General features: G+C 39.7%; 16 protein-coding genes. 4 read left to right on the forward strand and 12 right to left on the reverse strand.

Going from position 1 to position 17,933, the window contains the following annotated elements:
- Positions 1–391: 391 nt before the first annotated feature.
- Complete coding sequence (gene pyk / locus ACSFVZ_RS02455) at positions 392–1,825, forward strand: pyruvate kinase (RefSeq protein ID WP_135924395.1); 1,434 nt, start codon at positions 392–394, stop codon at positions 1,823–1,825.
- A 74-nt stretch (positions 1,826–1,899) separates the two neighbouring features.
- On the opposite strand, the gene ACSFVZ_RS02460 is transcribed toward pyk, so the two are convergent.
- The 10 genes from ACSFVZ_RS02460 to thrS form a co-directional block, all read right to left on the reverse strand.
- Complete coding sequence (locus tag ACSFVZ_RS02460) at positions 1,900–2,724, reverse strand: LytR/AlgR family response regulator transcription factor (RefSeq protein WP_135924394.1); 825 nt, start codon at positions 2,722–2,724, stop codon at positions 1,900–1,902.
- Entirely contained in the window at positions 2,721–3,794 is a 1,074-nt protein-coding gene (locus tag ACSFVZ_RS02465; protein WP_135924393.1) for a sensor histidine kinase, read from the reverse strand. Before ACSFVZ_RS02465 ends, ACSFVZ_RS02460 begins: the two co-directional genes overlap by 4 nt.
- A gap of 155 nt (positions 3,795–3,949) precedes the next feature.
- The gene (locus tag ACSFVZ_RS02470) at positions 3,950–5,506 is read right to left on the reverse strand and encodes a SulP family inorganic anion transporter (RefSeq protein WP_135924392.1); all 1,557 of its coding nucleotides are present in this window, start codon (positions 5,504–5,506) and stop codon (positions 3,950–3,952) included.
- A 145-nt stretch (positions 5,507–5,651) separates the two neighbouring features.
- Complete coding sequence (locus ACSFVZ_RS02475) at positions 5,652–6,110, reverse strand: Lrp/AsnC family transcriptional regulator (RefSeq protein ID WP_036968198.1); 459 nt, start codon at positions 6,108–6,110, stop codon at positions 5,652–5,654.
- 97 nt (positions 6,111–6,207) lie between these two features.
- Positions 6,208–6,849, reverse strand: a complete 642-nt coding sequence (locus ACSFVZ_RS02480) for an MBL fold metallo-hydrolase (protein WP_435558010.1) — start codon at positions 6,847–6,849, stop codon at positions 6,208–6,210.
- Between the two features lie 22 nt (positions 6,850–6,871).
- Positions 6,872–8,647: a M14 family metallopeptidase gene (locus tag ACSFVZ_RS02485; RefSeq protein WP_435558011.1), complete on the reverse strand. Its 1,776-nt coding sequence runs from the start codon at positions 8,645–8,647 to the stop codon at positions 6,872–6,874.
- Between the two features lie 198 nt (positions 8,648–8,845).
- Positions 8,846–9,205, reverse strand: a complete 360-nt coding sequence (gene rplT, locus ACSFVZ_RS02490; protein ID WP_036968189.1) for a 50S ribosomal protein L20 — start codon at positions 9,203–9,205, stop codon at positions 8,846–8,848.
- 15 nt (positions 9,206–9,220) lie between these two features.
- Entirely contained in the window at positions 9,221–9,421 is a 201-nt protein-coding gene (gene rpmI, locus ACSFVZ_RS02495) for a 50S ribosomal protein L35 (protein ID WP_054554888.1), read from the reverse strand.
- 211 nt (positions 9,422–9,632) lie between these two features.
- Positions 9,633–10,196 carry a translation initiation factor IF-3 gene (gene infC / locus ACSFVZ_RS02500; RefSeq protein WP_082389338.1) on the reverse strand — a complete coding sequence of 188 codons (564 nt, stop codon included), beginning with the start codon at positions 10,194–10,196 and terminating at the stop codon, positions 9,633–9,635.
- 57 nt (positions 10,197–10,253) lie between these two features.
- Complete coding sequence (gene thrS / locus ACSFVZ_RS02505) at positions 10,254–12,164, reverse strand: threonine--tRNA ligase (protein ID WP_135924389.1); 1,911 nt, start codon at positions 12,162–12,164, stop codon at positions 10,254–10,256.
- A gap of 247 nt (positions 12,165–12,411) precedes the next feature.
- On the opposite strand from thrS, the gene ACSFVZ_RS02510 reads away from it, so the two are divergent.
- From ACSFVZ_RS02510 to ACSFVZ_RS02520, 3 genes are all read left to right on the forward strand, one after another.
- On the forward strand, positions 12,412–13,425 hold the full coding sequence (locus ACSFVZ_RS02510) for an endonuclease/exonuclease/phosphatase family protein (RefSeq protein WP_435558012.1): 1,014 nt from the start codon (positions 12,412–12,414) through the stop codon (positions 13,423–13,425).
- A gap of 64 nt (positions 13,426–13,489) precedes the next feature.
- A complete protein-coding gene (locus ACSFVZ_RS02515) occupies positions 13,490–13,936 on the forward strand; it encodes a DUF3010 family protein (protein WP_135924387.1) in 447 nt (148 codons plus the stop codon).
- 214 nt (positions 13,937–14,150) lie between these two features.
- Complete coding sequence (locus ACSFVZ_RS02520; protein ID WP_435558013.1) at positions 14,151–15,866, forward strand: AMP-binding protein; 1,716 nt, start codon at positions 14,151–14,153, stop codon at positions 15,864–15,866.
- Between the two features lie 150 nt (positions 15,867–16,016).
- Here ACSFVZ_RS02520 and gdhA read toward each other — a convergent pair whose 3' ends face one another.
- The gene (gene gdhA, locus ACSFVZ_RS02525) at positions 16,017–17,369 is read right to left on the reverse strand and encodes an NADP-specific glutamate dehydrogenase (protein WP_235382174.1); all 1,353 of its coding nucleotides are present in this window, start codon (positions 17,367–17,369) and stop codon (positions 16,017–16,019) included.
- Positions 17,370–17,450: 81 nt separating this feature from the next.
- Entirely contained in the window at positions 17,451–17,933 is a 483-nt protein-coding gene (locus ACSFVZ_RS02530) for a hypothetical protein (RefSeq protein ID WP_199526550.1), read from the reverse strand.

Raw genomic sequence — 17,933 nt, forward strand, 5'->3', positions numbered from 1 at the left:
TAATCAAAATAAATACGCGCGCATTATACCCAAGCAGCCCAAAAATGCGAGTTTCCGAGCTAACTTGCTATAAATCTATAAAAGGCACGCAGCAAGCTGGGGTTAGTATATCAAATTAATAAGGGCATCGGACCAGATTTTTATAATACCCTTTAAAAAGGTATGTGTATTGACGCTACCTGACACCGGTGTCATAATAGCGTCATTAATGCTTTGTAAACTCTGTATTTAATACAAAGAGCCAGATACTCATACGTAAAAACAATGATTTTTTACTTATGAATTCTGCATTAAGCTTAATTTGATTCATTTATATGCTATTAAATAAGCACAACATTTTAATAGATAACCATCAATTCGCTTAATATTTTTAAGCGCACAGGAGAATTTGATGCTAAGACGCACTAAAATTGTTGCGACACTTGGGCCGGCAACCGATCGCGATAACAACTTAGAAAAAATCATTCGTGCAGGTGCAAATGTGGTTCGTTTGAACTTCTCACACGGCGTAGCACAAGATCACAAAGACCGCGCACAAGCAGTTCGCGATATTGCAAAGCGTTTAGGCAAGCACATTGCAATTCTTGCTGATTTACAAGGCCCAAAAATCCGCGTATCTACGTTTAAAGACGGTAAAGTAAACTTAGCAGTTGGCGCTAAATTTACCTTAGATGCAAAAATGGAAAAAGGCCAAGGCGATGTAAATGCTGTAGGTATCGATTATAAAGAGTTACCAAACGATGTTAAATCAGGTGACTTACTGTTATTAAATGACGGCCTTATCCAACTGACTGTTGATAGCGTAGATGGTCATTTAGTTCACACCACAGTAACTGTGGGTGGTGTACTTTCTAACAATAAAGGTATCAACCGCTTAGGTGGTGGTCTTACGGCTCCGGCATTTACAGATAAAGACAAAGAAGATTTAATCACAGCCACAGAAATTGGTGTTGATTATATTGCAGTATCATTCCCACGTAGTGGCGATGACATGCGCTATGTTCGCTCATTAGCAGAAGCTGCTGGTTCTAACGCGCAGCTTCTTGCCAAAATCGAACGTGCAGAAGCTGTAGAAACAGTTGAAGCAGTTGATGATATCGTACTTGCTTCTGATGCTGTTATGGTTGCTCGTGGCGATCTTGGTGTTGAGATTGGTGATGCTGCCCTTGTTGGTAAACAAAAGCTAATTATTAGCCGCGCACGTTCACTAAACCGTACTGTGGTAACAGCAACGCAAATGATGGAATCAATGATTGATAACCCGATGCCAACACGCGCTGAGGTTATGGACGTTGCAAATGCGGTTCTAGATGGCACTGATGCAGTAATGTTATCTGCTGAAACAGCAGCTGGTGACTACCCTGAAGAAACCGTTGCTACTATGGCCCGCGTATGTTTAGGTGCTGAGTCTCAAAAAGAAACTCACGTTTCTAAGCACCGTTTAGACAGCCGCTTTTCATCTAATGCTGAATCAATTGCACTGTCTGCTATGTATGCAGCAAACCATCTTGATTCTGTAAAAGCGATTGTGACACTGACTGAATCAGGTAGCACAGCTAAGTTAATGTCGCGCATTAGTTCTGGCTTACCAATTTACTCATTATCACGTCACGCTAGCACTTTAGGTCAAACTGCATTGTATCGCGGTGTTTACCCTGTGTTTTTTGATTCAACTAAGTGTGAAGATGAAAATATGGTTCGCGAAGCACTCAATACATTAGTAGAACTTGGTTCTTTAAGCACCGGAGATACTGTGATTTTAACGCACGGTGATGCGATGGAAACTATTGGTGCTACCAATACAATGAAGATTGTGACAGTTTAAACTGTTGCAATCACTGATTAAAAAAAGGCGCATTGATTGCGCCTTTTTTATCTTTAACTTATTATGAAAGCTTATTAACTTGCTAGTGCAGCTTTTACTTTGTCACGATAGCTGCGGCTAACTTTTAACTCTTGCCCATTATCGAGAACTAACAAGTACTCCCCACTCACCTGAGTGACGAGTTTACTAATTTGTTTGGTGTTAACAATAGCACTGCGGTGAACACGAACAAACAGTTGCGGATCTAACTCTTGCTCTAGCTCTTTCATGGTTTTACGTAAGATATGAGTTTGGCCATCTTGGCAATGTAAACACATATAGTCACCTGCAGCATCAACCCATTGAATTGTAACAACAGGAACACGAACAATTTCGCCCTGCTCTTTTACTGCCAGTGATTCAGGATAACGACGATCTGCAAGGCTATCGCCTGTCGCAAGCTTTTTCAAAATTTCTTCACAATTGTTGCCAGTAATACCAGCCACAAAGCTTGCTAGTTTCTTCTTATGGGCGTTATCTTGCTGTGTTTTTAAATAAGTATGCACTTTTTCTACCGCCTGTTTTAGTCTGTTGTCATCGACTGGTTTAAGAATATAATCCAATGCATGAATCTCGAATGCTTTTACCGCAAACTGATCAAACGCAGTTACAAACACAATGGCAGGCAATGGATTAACACTTTCGCTTAAAGCGCGGGCCACTTCAAAACCATTCATATTTGGCATTTGAATATCTAAGAATACCAGTTCTATATTCCCTGATAAGCACTCATCTATTGCTTCTTGACCATTGCTACATAAACGAATTACTTCTATGTCTTCAAATTCAGAAAGTCGAACGGCTAAGCCTTTCCTTGCAAGCGGTTCATCATCAACGATCAAAGTTCTAATTTTGCTCATTTCTTAACAGCCTTTTCAAACGGAACGCGCAGATTTACTTTTAATCCACTTGGCGTATTGTCAGAGAGAACAAACGAGTAGTTGTTCTCATAAAGTGTTTTTAATCGATCCTGAGTGTTAGCTATACCAACCCCTTGAGAATTAACAAGCTGACCATTTTTAAGCTCAGTGCCAGGACCATTATCGCCTACTTCCAATAATAATTCATTTGCAAAAACTTGTGCCTTAATATCAATGACCCCGCCCTCGTTGAGTTGTGCTATCGCATACTTAATGGCGTTTTCTATCAACGGCTGGAGAATTAAACTTGGTACTAAGGCTTTTTTTGCTTGTTCGCTTACATCAACGTTAATTTGTAAACGCTCATCAAAGCGTACTTTTTCAATTTCTAAGTACAGCATTAATGCATGAATTTCTTGCTCTAATGGAACTTTTTTAATTGGATCTGTATTGAGTGTATAACGCAAGAAATCACTTAATTTAGACACCATTAAATTAGCATCTTTATTCTCTTTAACCAAAATAAGTGTAGAGATTGCATTAAGCGTATTAAATAAAAAGTGCGGATTAAGCTGATAGCGTAGCATCTTAAGTTGTGCTTCGTGAGCCATTGTTGTCGCTTTTAAAGCCTTTTGACGTTCACTTTGCAATAACTGGTAATACTTAATACCAAAATATAATCCACTCCAACAAAGGATAATATAGACTGAATCTAAACCTTGCTGAAAGTAATAAAACCACTCATTTGGGCGATAACCATGGCGATATATCTCCCATAAATTAAATTTTTGTACTACAGCCCAAAGTGTGCCCGTTAAATAAGAGGCACCAAATACTACTAACATGAGTACCCAAGGCGAAGCATTCCACACTTTGCGATACATGTAGCGTAAAGGCACTGTCATTAAACAACCAGCATAAGCATTTAATACAATGACAAACACGTAAATATCACGCATTTCAAATACTTTAGAGCCGATGTAATTAACTAACGCATACCCTATCCAGCCTGCAATTTGCAAAACCCAGAAAAAACGTTGTCGATTATCAACTAATGATTGCCAATTCAAAATATCAAGTTACCTTACAAACTTATAGTTATTATACCGATAGACTGTTATACAAAGCACTGCCGCCTATCTTAATTTTTTATAGCCTTAACGCATAATTCAGGTATAAAAAAAGCGAAGACGACAGCCGCCTTCGCTTTTTAAACATTGTCTATTTAAGCTAACTTATCAGAAGCTACCTTATAATGCGGATCCTCGATCACGTTTACTTCAACTAAATCACGCGCATTATGCAGAAGTTGGATACAATCAGGGCTCAAGTGGCGTAAGTGCAATTTCTTGCCCGTTTTAGCATATTTATCTGCTAAGTTATCAATTGCCTCAATCGCACTGTGATCTGCTACTCGGCTATGCTTAAATTCGATGATCACATCCTCAGGGTCATTTTTAACATCAAATAACTCAGCGAAGTTTTTCACTGAACCAAAGAATAATGGACCATGAAGTTCGTATACTTTTGAGCCTTGCTCATCAATATAATTGTTTGTGTAAATATGTTTTGCATGCTGCCAAGCAAATACCAGTGCCGATACAATAACACCAACACATACCGCAATAGCAAGGTCAGTAACTACCGTTACACCCGATACAAGAACAATCACAAAGGCATCAGACTTAGGCACACGCTTCATCATCTTAAAGCTTGCCCATTCAAACGTACCAAGAACAACCATAAACATAACACCGACAAGTGCAGCCAGTGGGATCATTTCAATTAGACTTGCAGCGAAAATAATAAACGCTAGCAGCAATAATGCAGCACTGATACCAGATAAACGTGAACGACCACCAGAGTTAATATTAATCATTGACTGACCGATCATCGCACAACCGCCCATCGCTCCAAAGAAACCGCAGGTAATATTCGCAGCACCTTGACCGATACACTCTTTGTTACTGTGACCACGTGTTTCTGTTATTTCGTCAATTAAGGTTAATGTTAGTAATGACTCGATTAAACCAATTGCCGCAAGAACAAGCGCATAAGGGAAAATAATTTTTAATGTTTCTAGGTTAAATGGCACCATAGGGATGTGGAATTGTGGTAAACCACCGGCAATAGTTGCTTGCTCATTACCCGTCATACCTTTTAAGAAATCAAGAACGGTACGCGCTTCTAAGTCAAAACCAATTACCAATCCTGTAACTGTGACAATTGCAACTAATGAAGAAGGCACAGCCGTAGTCAGTTTAGGTAAAAAATGGATAATTGCCATTGTAAGTGCCACTAAGCCAAGCATAATATACAAGGCTTGACCTTCCATCCACTGCTGCCCTCCCATGCCATCAGGTACTTTGAACTGACCTAATTGTGCTAAGAAAATAACAATAGCTAGACCATTAACAAAGCCGAGCATAACGGGATGCGGAACCATGCGAATAAATTTACCAAGTTTAAAGACACCCGCTAAGACCTGCAGAATGCCCATTAAAAGCACGGTCGCAAATAAATATTCAACTCCGTGATCTAATACTAAACTTACCATTACAACGGCTAATGCGCCGGTAGCACCAGAAATCATACCTGGACGGCCACCAAAAATAGCGGTGATCAAACCAACAATAAAGGCAGCATACAAACCGACTAAAGGCTCTACATTAGCAACAAAAGCGAATGCAACAGCTTCAGGCACCAATGCCAGTGCGACCGTCAAGCCAGATAAAATATCATTTTTAGCAGAGCTTGGCGCTTTGCTGAGTAAGTTAAACATTAAGTTCCTCTTTGTAGTGAATACGTTTCGGCAAGGCGCGCAATTCTAGCAAAAAGCAGAAAAGTTAACAATTATTAACAACAAAACGGTCAGTACTGTTAAGTACTAACCGTTTTTAACTGTTATCAATCGTAGTAAATAAAAACTAAAGTGGTAAAGACGTACTACGTTTAACACACGTCATAGTGACATTAGAATGAACTTCTTGTACAAACTCTAGGTTTAACAGGTTATCGCGAACAAATTGCTCATAGCCTTCAATACCTTTAGAGATAATACGAAGCATAAAGTCCATTGTGCCAGCCATACTGTAACACTCAGTGACTTCGTCGTAGCTCATAATTAATCGTTCAAACTCAGCTAAGTTTGTTCTGCCGTGATTTGATAAACGAACATGGGCATAGACTAACATATCAAAGCCAAGCTTTTTCTCATCAAGCAAAGCAACTTTACCTTTGATGTAGCCATCTTGCTCAAGCTTAGCAATACGACGCCAACATGGCGATTGAGACAAACCAACTTTATCGGCAATCTCTGCCGTTGATAAGCTAGCATCTTGCTGTAATAATGCCAAAATTTGGCGATCTACTTGGTTAAGAGACATTTTATTTCTTTTTCTTTAAGATTATGGGTTAAATTATATAACTGATTTAAAAAACAGTCTGCTTATTTTCTACTACTTATGCAATGAAATTGCAATTTTAGCCATACTTACCACTGATAAAAGGGTTTGTTTTTCGCTCATGGCCTACCGTAGTGTTTGGACCATGACCCGCTAAGATAACAACATCATCAGTCAGCGTAAGTATTTGTGACTGAATAGATTCAATTAACTGACTGCTATTACCCTTAGGGAAGTCAGTACGTCCAATTGAACCTTGGAAAATTACGTCGCCGACAACTACCTGCTGTGACTGTTCATGGTAAAACACAACATGGCCTGGTGTATGTCCTGGGCAGTGGCGAACAGAAAGCGATAGTTGACCCACTTCTATCGTATCGCCGTGGCATAACCACTTTGTAGGATAAAATGGTTCGATAGCATTAAAACCGAACATTTGTGCTTGCATAGGAAGTGCATCAAACCAAAATTGATCATCAATATGCGGGCCGATAATTTCAACATTATAATGCTCAGCTAGTTCTTTAGCGGCGCCAACATGATCTAAATGCCCATGAGTAAGATATACCGCAACCAGTTTACATTTTAATTTCGTCAGCTCAGTGATAAGTTTTTCTTTATCACCGCCGGGATCAATTAATGCAGCTTGATTACTCTCGGTGCAAATTATAATACGACAATTTTGTGCAAAACCAGTCACCGGAACTGTCACTACTTTCATATTACTGTCCTTGTTCAGATTGCTAAAAGCTCATAAGAATTGGGTATTTTAAATAAGCTTGATCATAAAATGGCGTACGCTCATAAAGCCAATCTAGGCGCGCTTGTGGGTCATTTGCAAACTGCTTGTCCTCACGTATTTTTTGGTCAAACTCTAACGCCAAGGCAGGCTTTTCTTTAAGCATCTGTCTTGCGTAAGGCATCAATGCATAATTTTCAACATACTCAGTCCGCTGAAAAATAGTATTGAAGTCTCCCCAAGCAAAGAATGAATCTGGCGCTTCTGGGTGCAGTAAGTGAGTAGCAAGTTCAGAGTATGGTTGCTCAGTCGATACTTTATACCAACCTAACATATTTAGGTTGTCTACTTTGGTATAATCAAAGCTAGCATCAACCCTAAAACGTCCCTCAAAAGGCGCTTTGGCAAAGCTGTAATCTTTCACAATTGCTTGAGTTAACGGTACAGATACGTTTTCAGTAACTTTATCAACCTTAATACCATGCAACTTTAACTTTTCAATAATGTGACTGTACGCTGGTGGAATGTAAAACGCGCTTGGCACATTAACAGTCTTTTTAACTTCTTTTTGCCAAAAAATAGGTAACGCGTCATAGTCTTTAGGCTGACCTAAATACTTAACCTCAGATTGACCAGAAAGAGCACTTTCAGAACGACTGTACGCAATTCCTTTAAATTCAATAGTGTCTGGTTGTTTTGCATATCCACGTTCAACAACTAATTGCGTTGGTTTGAAATCAAGCTCTTTTCTAACCGCCTCATTTAGTGCTTTATCGTTTGCAGCTAAGGCATCAATTGCACCATCAATGAAAACATAAGTACCTAATACACGCTGCTTATAGGGCTTTAATGAATGGTTCTCAACCAAAATCGTCGGTAATGAACGCAAGTCACCCCAGCCGTTTGAAAAGCGTGGTGTGGCAACCCAGCCAGCTAGCCCTTTCTTAAATTCGCGCTTATCCATCACAAACACAAGAGGTCCTGGTATGTGCCCTGCCTTTTCAAGCTTCGCATCTATTACAGGCCTAAACAGATTATCTAATGCCTCAGACACACTTGGTGATTCACTTGAAAATACAGGGTTATAGCCATACGTGACATCGTATTGATAATCAGCACCATCGGTTACATGAACATCAACGTATAAATCTGGCTTAAACTGATTGATCACCTTCATCACACCACGAACTTCTGGGGTATCAAGCTTTGTGTAATCACGATTCAAGTTTAAATTTAGACCGTTTGTTCTAAAACCCATTTCTACTGGGCCACGCTGATTAATACGGTTATATTGACTACTACGCTCGTGACCGTCTACGTTTAAAATCGGTATAAACAGAATATTAACTTTGCTCAAGATATCGCGACGTTTACCCGTGGCAATATCGCGTAGCAGCATAAACATGGCATCTTTGCCGTCAATCTCGCCACTATGAATGCCCGCTTGAATAAAAATCGTAGGTTTAGTGTCTGCAACTAGCTGCTCTGCATCAAATAACCCCTGCTCATTTGCGACTAACATTTTCACTGCACGACCTGCACTACTAGTAGCGATGGTCTTTAATTTAAATTGAGTTGGGTTAGCAGCAACTAAACGGTCAACAAATGCCATTGTCTCATCATAATTAGGAGACAAAGTACCATCACTTAACTCGAACTCTGTCGTTAATGGCCCTTTTTCTTGTAGTAATGACACACTGTTTCCGTGCCATGGCATTAATGGGGGTAAGTGGCTGTCTAACGTTACTACAGCAGATAAAAACACTAAACTCGCAAACATATCACTCTCAAGTGCGGAACTTATTCTAATACCTGAAATTATACCAACTAATTATTATGGATTGCGTAAACTGCGGTGATTCAACAAAAAAATGGAGCAAATGACATGCTAGCTAGCATCTATAATGAAGTAATGAGTGATTTTTAGGATCAAAAAAAGGAGCACTAGGCTCCTTTTTAAACTGTATTAAAAGCGAAATTAAGCCGCTAGGCCTTCTTTTGCTTTTGCAACAAGCGCTGCGAATGCAACTTGGTCGTAAACAGCGATATCTGCAAGGATCTTACGATCGATTTCTACAGATGTCTTTTTAAGACCATTGATAAAACGGCTGTATGAAAGACCGTTTTGACGAGCTGCTGCATTGATACGTGCAATCCAAAGTTGACGGAAAGTACGTTTCTTAGCACGACGGTCACGGTAAGCGTATTGACCCGCTTTAGTAACTGCCTGGAAAGCTACGCGGTAAACACGTGAACGTGCTCCGTAGTAACCTTTAGCTTGTTTTAAAACTTTTTTGTGACGTGCACGTGCGATAACACCGCGTTTAACTCTTGCCATTTCTGAAGACTCCTATTAAGCGAATGGTAACATACGTGAAACTAGACCATGGTCATTCTTATGAACCATCATCTTAGGACGTAAGTGTAATTTACGCTTAGAAGTTTTCTTAGTCAGAATGTGACGAAGATGCGCTTGTTTACGCTTGAAACCGCCTGAAGCAGTTTTCTTGAAACGCTTAGCCGCGCCTCTGTGAGTTTTTAGCTTATAAGCCATTGCAATAACTCCAAATGTATTGCTTAAAACATTAGCAAGCAGGCGAGAGATATATAAAATAGCTCTACTTTATAAGGCCTAACTTACTGCCATAATCCGGTGAAGGTTCATTGCTATTGCTTTGCAACCTTACTTTAAACCGGTTATTTCAGGTGAACAGTAAACTGTTACTTGCAGACCTGAAATAAAATCGGTGCGTAATATAACCTGTTTATTGCTTTTTAGCAATAGGGGCCATCATCATAACCATTTGACGACCTTCAACACGATTAGGGAATGATTCAACTTGTGAAACATCTTCTAAATCGGCTTTAACACGGTTTAATAATTCAATACCAATTTCTTGGTGAGCCATTTCACGACCACGGAAACGGATGGTGATTTTAGCTTTATCACCCGCTTCTAAGAACTTACGCAAGTTGCGAAGCTTAACCTGGTAGTCACCTTCATCCGTACCTGGACGGAACTTGATTTCTTTAACCTGGATCTGCTTTTGCTTTTTCTTTTGTTCTTTTAGTTCTTTGCTTTTTTCAAAGATGAACTTACCGTAGTCCATAACCTTACAAACAGGTGGCTCAGCATTAGGACTGATTTCTACAAGATCTACACCCGCATCATCAGCGATAGCTTGCGCCTCTTTTAATGACACGATGCCAGCTTGCTCGCCGTCGATGCCAATTAAACGAACTTCTTTAGCTGTAATATCTTCGTTGATACGATTTTTTTGAGCTGTTTGTTGCCCTTTCTTGCCGCCTCTAATGGTACGATCCTCCAAGAATATAAAATAAAAAGCGTGTAGTTGGCTGTTTGTTTTGCCCTACACGCTCATGATTTATTGTCGATTTTTAATTTCTTCGCTTACTTTTGCAATGAAATCATCAACACTAAATTTGCCTAGGTCTTCACCTGTGCGAGTGCGTACTGCCACTTCTTGTTGTTCAACTTCTTTATCGCCAACAACAAGTAAATATGGAATACGTTTTAACGTATGTTCACGGATTTTAAAGCCAATCTTCTCATTTCTCAAGTCAGCAGCGGCTCTAATTCCAAGTTTATTTAATTTTTGTACAATTTCTTGCACATAATCAGCTTGTTTATCGGTGATGTTCATAATCACAACTTGCTTTGGTGCAAGCCATGTTGGGAACAATCCAGCGTATTCTTCAGTTAGAATGCCGATAAAACGCTCAATCGAGCCTAATATAGCACGGTGAATCATCACTGGTGTACGACGTTCGTTGTTTTCTGCAACATAAGTCGCACCTAAACGGCCTGGTAATGCAAAGTCTAGCTGTACAGTACCACATTGCCAAGCGCGGTCTAAGCAATCATAAAGCGTGAATTCGATTTTAGGGCCATAGAATGCGCCTTCACCTGGTAGGTAATCAAATTCAATGTTGTTCGCTTTTAATGCATCGGCTAACGCTAACTCAGCTTTATCCCACATTGCGTCTTCACCGATACGTTTTTCTGGACGAGTTGATAGTTTTACAACAATCTTCTCAAAACCAAACGTCTCGTATGTATCGTAAACCATTTTGATACATGATGATACTTCATCCATGATTTGCTCTTCTGTACAGAAGATATGTGCATCATCTTGGGTAAAGCCACGTACACGCATTAAACCGTGTAAAGCGCCTGATGGTTCATTACGATGACAACAACCAAACTCAGCCATACGTAATGGTAGATCACGGTACGATTTTAAACCTTGATTAAAGATTTGTACGTGACCTGGGCAGTTCATTGGTTTAATTGCATATTCACGCTTTTCAGATTCAGTTGTGAACATTGCATCTGCGTATTTATCCCAGTGGCCTGATTTTTCCCATAAACCACGGTCCATCATCAATGGGCCTTTTACTTCTTCGTAATCATACTCACGTAATTTTTCACGAACAAAGTCTTCTAGCTCACGGTAAATGCTCCAGCCATCGTTATGCCAAAACACCATACCTGGCGCTTCTTCTTGCCAGTGCCATAAGTCAAGTGCTTTACCAATACGACGGTGGTCACGCTTTTCAGCTTCTTCTAAGCGTTTTAAATATGCTTTAAGTTGCTTTTTATCCGCCCATGCTGTGCCGTAAATACGTTGCAGCATTTTGTTTTCTGAATCACCGCGCCAATATGCACCTGCCACTTTCATAATTTTGAAATGTTGGCAGAACTTCATGTTTGGTACGTGTGGACCACGACACATGTCGATGTATTCTTCGTGATGGTATAAACCAGGACGGTCATCTTTTGCAATGTTCTCGTCTAGGATTTCCATCTTGTAAGTTTCACCGCGTGCTTCAAATGTATCACGCGCTTCTTGCCAGCTTACGGTCTTTTTAACCACATCGTAGTTTGTTTTAGCAAGTTCAAGCATACGCTTTTCAATTGCATCTAAATCATCTTGGCTTAAAGAATGATCCATATCGATATCGTAGTAAAAACCGTTATCAATGGTTGGACCGATAGCCATTTTCGCTTCAGGGAAAAGTTGCTTAACTGCATGACCAATAAGGTGCGCACAAGAGTGACGAATAATCTCTAAGCCGTCTTCATCTTTTGCTGTGATAATTTCTAAACGCGCATCTTCAGTAATTAAGTCACATGCATCTACACGTGTGCCATTAACACGTCCAGCGATGGTTGCTTTAGCTAAACCTGGACCGATATCGCTTGCAACATCATAAGTACTTACTGGGTTTTCAAAACTACGCTGACTGCCGTCAGGGAGGGTAATAACTGGCATTATAAATCCTTATACAGTGGTGATGCCTACAATGCATCACATGTAGTATTTTTTAAAAAAATTGAATAACTCTGCAACGCTTTTACGAATAAGCATTGCTAATTAAGCATGTATTTACTGAGTCTTCGCAAATACAAGCGGCCATTGTCGCTGCTCAAGCACTTAAATACAAGTAGTTATGCGAGCAAATTGACAATTACTTAACTCATTTCATAATTAGGAGGTCTGTACTTCGAAGGTTACCATAATGCCACACATGCATACGCTCAAGTTTGCTACGTTAAACTTGCTAAATTATACTGCGCCGCCCTATTCCTTTTATCAGTTACACGAGCGTTACAACAATACTCAATGGCAACAAAAACAACAATTTGTCGCTGACTTTTTATCAACTACAAACGCCGATGTTGTTGCTTTTCAAGAAGTGTTTAGCGCTCATGCTTTAGAGGTACAGTGCAAAGAAGCGGGCTACGACTATTTTAAAACTGTGGATTCTCCTTCTCAAGATGCCCTATACCCACAAGTTTTATTTAACCCAATTGTTGCAATCGCCAGTAAGTTTCCATTTAAAAAAGCTGAAGCATTAAGCCCATGCCCAGAGATGCTTGAGTACTTAAATAATCAAAATGAATTTAAATTTAACCGTACTCCAATAAAATGCTTGTTTTCATTCCCTGAGTTTGGCGATGTATGCTGTTATGTTGTGCATTTTAAATCACAACGTGTGCAGTCTATGGCACATATATTAAATATTCATAATCTTGAAGATCCACTCTTACAACTACTACACCAAACAGTTGGGGCTATGCAATCACAGATATCTCGTTCACTAGAGGCATCGATTGTTTACTATGATGCCTTAAAAACTCAACGAGAAAAGCAATGCGCCACGCTAGTAATGGGGGATTTTAATGATTCACTTACCAGCCCAACCCTTTCGTTTATGACACAAGGCTTTCACCCTACCCGCTGTGAACCCTGCATTGAGCACAATGAACCCGTTGTTGGGTTAACAGATAGCTATGAGTTCAGTGCATCATTTCATCAGCAACAAGAAAAACCGTTTAGTCATTACTTTCATGGTAAAGGGAATGTACTTGATTATATATTGGCCTCTGCTCACTTTAATCCTGACTGCCAGATGTCTAAGGTTAAACTGCTGGAATATGAAAGCTATGCAGCGCATTTAAACCCTACACAATCAACTGAAGACATCAGTGTCAGTGACCACAGCGCAATTGCTATAAAAATTCATTTTTAAAGCAACTGTTTTTCATGACGTTACTTGCTATAATTGCGCAAATTAAGTTATTTAGAGAATGACCATGAGAACATGCGGTGTAGAAATTACGGGTAGTGATGTACTACTGTGTATTTTAACCAAAGACAATGACGTATTTGATATCCGTGATGTCAGACAAACACGCTTCACTTTAGGTGATGGCAATGACACTGAAGTAATGCGTAAGTTTCAGTTTGATTTTAGGAAGTTGATGCAAGATTACCAAATTGACTCTGTTGCAATTAAAGAGCGTCAACCAAAAGGTAAATTTGCTGGCAGTGCTAAAGGGTTTAAAATGGAAACTGCTATTCAGCTTATTGACGAGTTAGATGTACAAATTTTTAGTGCAACGACAATTAAAGAGCAACTTAAACGTAATCCAATTCCTATTGATTTCGAAGATACTGGGTTAAAGAAATTTCAAGAAAATGCTTTTATTAGCGCCTACGTTTACCTTATGCGCAAAACCTACAAACAAGACGAACAATAACTTCCAATAAAACGTGCTACGGCACGTTTTTTATTGCCCATTAAGTATTACTCATAATAAACCAACATATACATTAGTCTTAAAAAACTTTTCTTTGTCGACAATCTGTGTTTAGTTAGATATGAACGCACGTTTTGAGAATCAAGTTTTTGATTACCTCATTACGCATTGCATCAAGTCCATGACAACTAACTAGCCGGACACGGAGAAAACAATGCAGACAAAGAACACACCAAACAATAATCTTCCACTTTCGAAAAGCTATTTTAAAGGTTGCACCGATGTACCCTTAATCGAACAGACTATTGGTCAGTATCTTGATAATATTGTCGACAATTACCCCAACCACCCTGCTATTGTGGTTCATCATCAACATATTCGTCTTACCTACAAAGAATACCAACAACAAATTAACCAATTAGCAATGGGGTTATTATCATTAGGGGTTAAACCTGGAGACAGAGTTGGTATTTGGTCACCAAATAATATTGAGTGGTGTCTAACCCAATTCGCAACAGCGAAAATTGGTGCCATTATGGTCTGTATTAACCCCGCTTACCGTCCGAGTGAATTAGAGTACGCGTTAAATAGTGTTGAATGTTCAACGTTGATCACTGCAAGTCAATTTAAGTCTAGTAACTATATTGAAATGCTTAATGAACTTGCACCTGAATTAAGCCATTTACCTGCAGATGGATTAAACCTAAAAAAATTACCGCATTTAAAAAATATTATTCGAATTGGCGACAAAAAATCTCCTGGTATGTATAGCTTTACTGATGTAATGGAACGCCCTACAGATGCCCATAAACTTGAGCTTGATGCTATCGCTGCCACTTTGCATTGCGATCAGGATATAAATATTCAATTTACTTCAGGTACCACGGGTAACCCCAAGGGAGCCACTTTATCCCATAAGAACATTCTTAATAATGGCTTTTTAATGGCCGAAGCGATGAAGCTTACTCATCAAGATAAGTTGTGTATCCCCGTGCCCTTGTACCATTGCTTTGGTATGGTACTAGGCAACTTGGTTTGTATAAGTAAAGGGGCTACAGCTGTTTTCCCAGGAGATTCTTTTGACCCTAAAACAACACTAGAGGTGGTAGAAAAAGAGCGCTGCACGGGTTTACATGGTGTTCCTACCATGTTTATCGCTGAACTTGAACTAAAAGAGTTTAGCAGTTATGACCTTTCAAGCTTACGAACAGGCGTCATGGCCGGTTCGACATGTCCAGAACAAGTGATGCGTAAAGTTCACTCATTAATGCATATGCAAGAAGTAGTAATAGGCTATGGTCAAACTGAGTGTAGCCCTATCAACAATGTAACTGAAACTGACTCACCTCTTGAAAAGCAAGTGACGACTGTAGGGCGTGCACTAGCACATACAGAAGTTAAAATTATTAATGAAGTTGGGGATATTCAACAAATCGGTGTTCCTGGTGAAGTTTGCAGCCGTGGTGCAGGCATTATGCGATGTTATTGGAATGATGAAGAGAAAACCAATGCCACCATAGATAACGAAGGTTGGTTACACTCCGGTGATTTAGGTGTAATGGATGAAGAAGGCTTTGTTGCTATTGTTGGTCGTATTAAAGATATGATCATCCGTGGCGGTGAGAATATATACCCTCGCGAAATAGAAGAAGTGCTTTATAGTTACCCGGGTATTCAAGATGCCGCTATTTTTGGTATAAGTGATGAAAAGTATGGAGAAGAAGTTTGTGCGTGGATCCAACCTAAAGATGACGCAGTGCTTGATGAAAATGCTATACGTGATTTCCTACAAGATAAGCTGGCCTATTTTAAAGTACCAAAGCACATTCGCTTCGTTGAAGAATACCCTATGACTGTAACTGGTAAATTGCAGAAATTTAAAATGCGCGAGCAAATGCAAGAGCTTCTTAAAGAAAACGCATTTTCGTAAGCATTCAGTATTAAAGCTCAGCCATGCTGAGCTTTAACTCGTTTAATTCAATTTAACTTATTTGCAGTACTATTGAGCTCTAACGCCCTATCCACTATTTGGTGGAGTTATGGTTAACTATTTTAAGGTTTGCGCTAGCAGTGTGTGATATCAAACAGCGCCTTGTTTGATCATAGCCTGTGAAACACGTTCAAACCCTGAAACATTAGCCCCTAACAATAAATCACCTTCATGGTCGTATTGTTTTGCAGTTGATGATACTCGATCAAAAATTTCTTTCATAACTTGTTGAAGTTTTTCATCGACCTGCTGTGGGCGCCATTTCTGCATACTGGCATTCTGAGCCATTTCAAATTGGCTGGTCGCAACTCCACCAGCGTTTGCAGCCTTACTCGGCCCTAGGTAAACATCATGCTCTTTAAAGACAGCAAGTGCGTCTGCAGTCGTTGGCATATTAGCGCCCTCACACACGGTCATACAGCCGTTTGAAACAAGTGCTTTTGCATCCTTTTGAGTTATTTCGTTCTGTGTTGCACATGGTAAAGCAATATCAGCCTCATATTGCCACACTTGATGGGCATCACTCGGGTACTGATTTACAGGGGTAAATTCAGCATCTGGGTGTTCATTTAAATAATCACGAAGCTTCGCACCTTTTTCTTGTTTTAGGTGTTTGACTAACTCAACATCTAATCCATCTTTGCAGTATAGGGTGCCTTGCGAATCACTACAGGTAAGCACAACCGCGTCATGCTGCGCTAGTTTTTCCATTAAATAGAGCGCCACATTACCAGCGCCTGATACTAAACAACGTTTACCACGTAATGAGTCATTTTTGGCATCAAGCATAGCACTTAAAAAATACGCTACTCCGTAGCCAGTCGCTTCTGTTCGCAAAGCAGATCCCGCCATTATTTCAGGTTTGCCTGTCAACACACCTTGAAACTGATTGGTGATTCGTTTGTACTGGCCAAATAAGTAACCAATCTCCCGACCAGCAACCCCGATATCACCGGCTGGTACATCTGTATTTTCGCCAATGTGACGGTAAAGCTCAGTCATAAATGACTGACAAAAGCGCATGATCTCATTGTCGCTTTTACCTTTAGGATCAAAGTCTGAGCCACCCTTCGCTCCACCTAAAGGTAACCCTGTTAGTGCATTTTTAAGAACTTGCTCAAAACCTAAGAACTTAATGACACTCAGATTCACGCTTGGATGAAATCGCAAACCGCCTTTGTAGGGGCCAAGTGATGAACTAAATTCGACTCGATATCCACGGTTTACTCTAAGGTTGCCCTTATCATCATGCCAAGGTACTCGAAAAATAATTTGCCTTTCAGGTTCAACTAATCGCTCTAATATTGCCTGTTTTTGAAAATCGGACCCGTCTTGCACAACCTGTTCTAGCGAGTGAAATACCTCTTCTACAGCTTGGAAAAACTCAGGTTCGTTTGCATTTGCTTCCTTTACTTGGTTAAGTACATCTTGTAGATATTGCATATTAACTCCTCAAGCTATTGAAAATATTGTATTCACCTAATTACTATTAAACTTCTAAACAGCCTTAAACGATCACTTAGTTTAACGAATCGCAAACCGTTGAGACTCTTGCGAAGCATCAAAGTGCCAAAAATAGCGCATTGGTTCATGTTGGCCATCGTAAAACCATATCTCAGCCACTAGCTCAACCGCTGAGTTTGCAAGCATAATATCCGAATTCAACTTACTCTCGACAAGTGAAGAGCGTAACAAACATTCGGAGTAATCCGCTTTGTTATCCTCACCTTTAAGGCAGATATTTATATACGCACGTGGATTGCCCATATTTATATCAACATCAACATAAAGTAACACCTTACTAGACAAATCAAACGTTGGAGAAATAGTTAAATCAGTCATTGTATCCGTTTGTACTGTTGTTTCAGTTGCTGTTTCATTTTCTGTAGTGGCGGTTGTTGCCGATGTTGCCAAAGTATTTGAGTTTTCATTAACAGCATCACCTTCACCGCCACCACCACACGCTGTAAGAATTAAACAAATCATTGTAATTAATAGATGTTTCAT

This window comes from Pseudoalteromonas nanhaiensis, assembly GCF_051235485.1.
Classification (GTDB): Bacteria; Pseudomonadota; Gammaproteobacteria; order Enterobacterales; family Alteromonadaceae; genus Pseudoalteromonas; species Pseudoalteromonas lipolytica_C.

Coding starts and splice junctions, on each gene's coding strand:
- ACSFVZ_RS02470 (WP_135924392.1), bottom strand. CDS start 5,506: ATGTTTAACTTACTCAGCAAAGCGCCAAGCTCTGCTAAAAATGATATT.
- ACSFVZ_RS02485 (WP_435558011.1), bottom strand. CDS start 8,647: ATGTTTGCGAGTTTAGTGTTTTTATCTGCTGTAGTAACGTTAGACAGC.
- ACSFVZ_RS02480 (WP_435558010.1), bottom strand. CDS start 6,849: ATGAAAGTAGTGACAGTTCCGGTGACTGGTTTTGCACAAAATTGTCGT.
- ACSFVZ_RS02515 (WP_135924387.1), top strand. CDS start 13,490: ATGAGAACATGCGGTGTAGAAATTACGGGTAGTGATGTACTACTGTGT.
- thrS (WP_135924389.1), bottom strand. CDS start 12,164: ATGCCAGTTATTACCCTCCCTGACGGCAGTCAGCGTAGTTTTGAAAAC.
- rplT (WP_036968189.1), bottom strand. CDS start 9,205: ATGGCAAGAGTTAAACGCGGTGTTATCGCACGTGCACGTCACAAAAAA.
- gdhA (WP_235382174.1), bottom strand. CDS start 17,369: ATGCAATATCTACAAGATGTACTTAACCAAGTAAAGGAAGCAAATGCA.
- ACSFVZ_RS02510 (WP_435558012.1), top strand. CDS start 12,412: ATGCCACACATGCATACGCTCAAGTTTGCTACGTTAAACTTGCTAAAT.
- rpmI (WP_054554888.1), bottom strand. CDS start 9,421: ATGGCTTATAAGCTAAAAACTCACAGAGGCGCGGCTAAGCGTTTCAAG.
- pyk (WP_135924395.1), top strand. CDS start 392: ATGCTAAGACGCACTAAAATTGTTGCGACACTTGGGCCGGCAACCGAT.
- ACSFVZ_RS02460 (WP_135924394.1), bottom strand. CDS start 2,724: ATGAGCAAAATTAGAACTTTGATCGTTGATGATGAACCGCTTGCAAGG.
- ACSFVZ_RS02520 (WP_435558013.1), top strand. CDS start 14,151: ATGCAGACAAAGAACACACCAAACAATAATCTTCCACTTTCGAAAAGC.
- ACSFVZ_RS02475 (WP_036968198.1), bottom strand. CDS start 6,110: ATGTCTCTTAACCAAGTAGATCGCCAAATTTTGGCATTATTACAGCAA.
- ACSFVZ_RS02530 (WP_199526550.1), bottom strand. CDS start 17,933: ATGAAACATCTATTAATTACAATGATTTGTTTAATTCTTACAGCGTGT.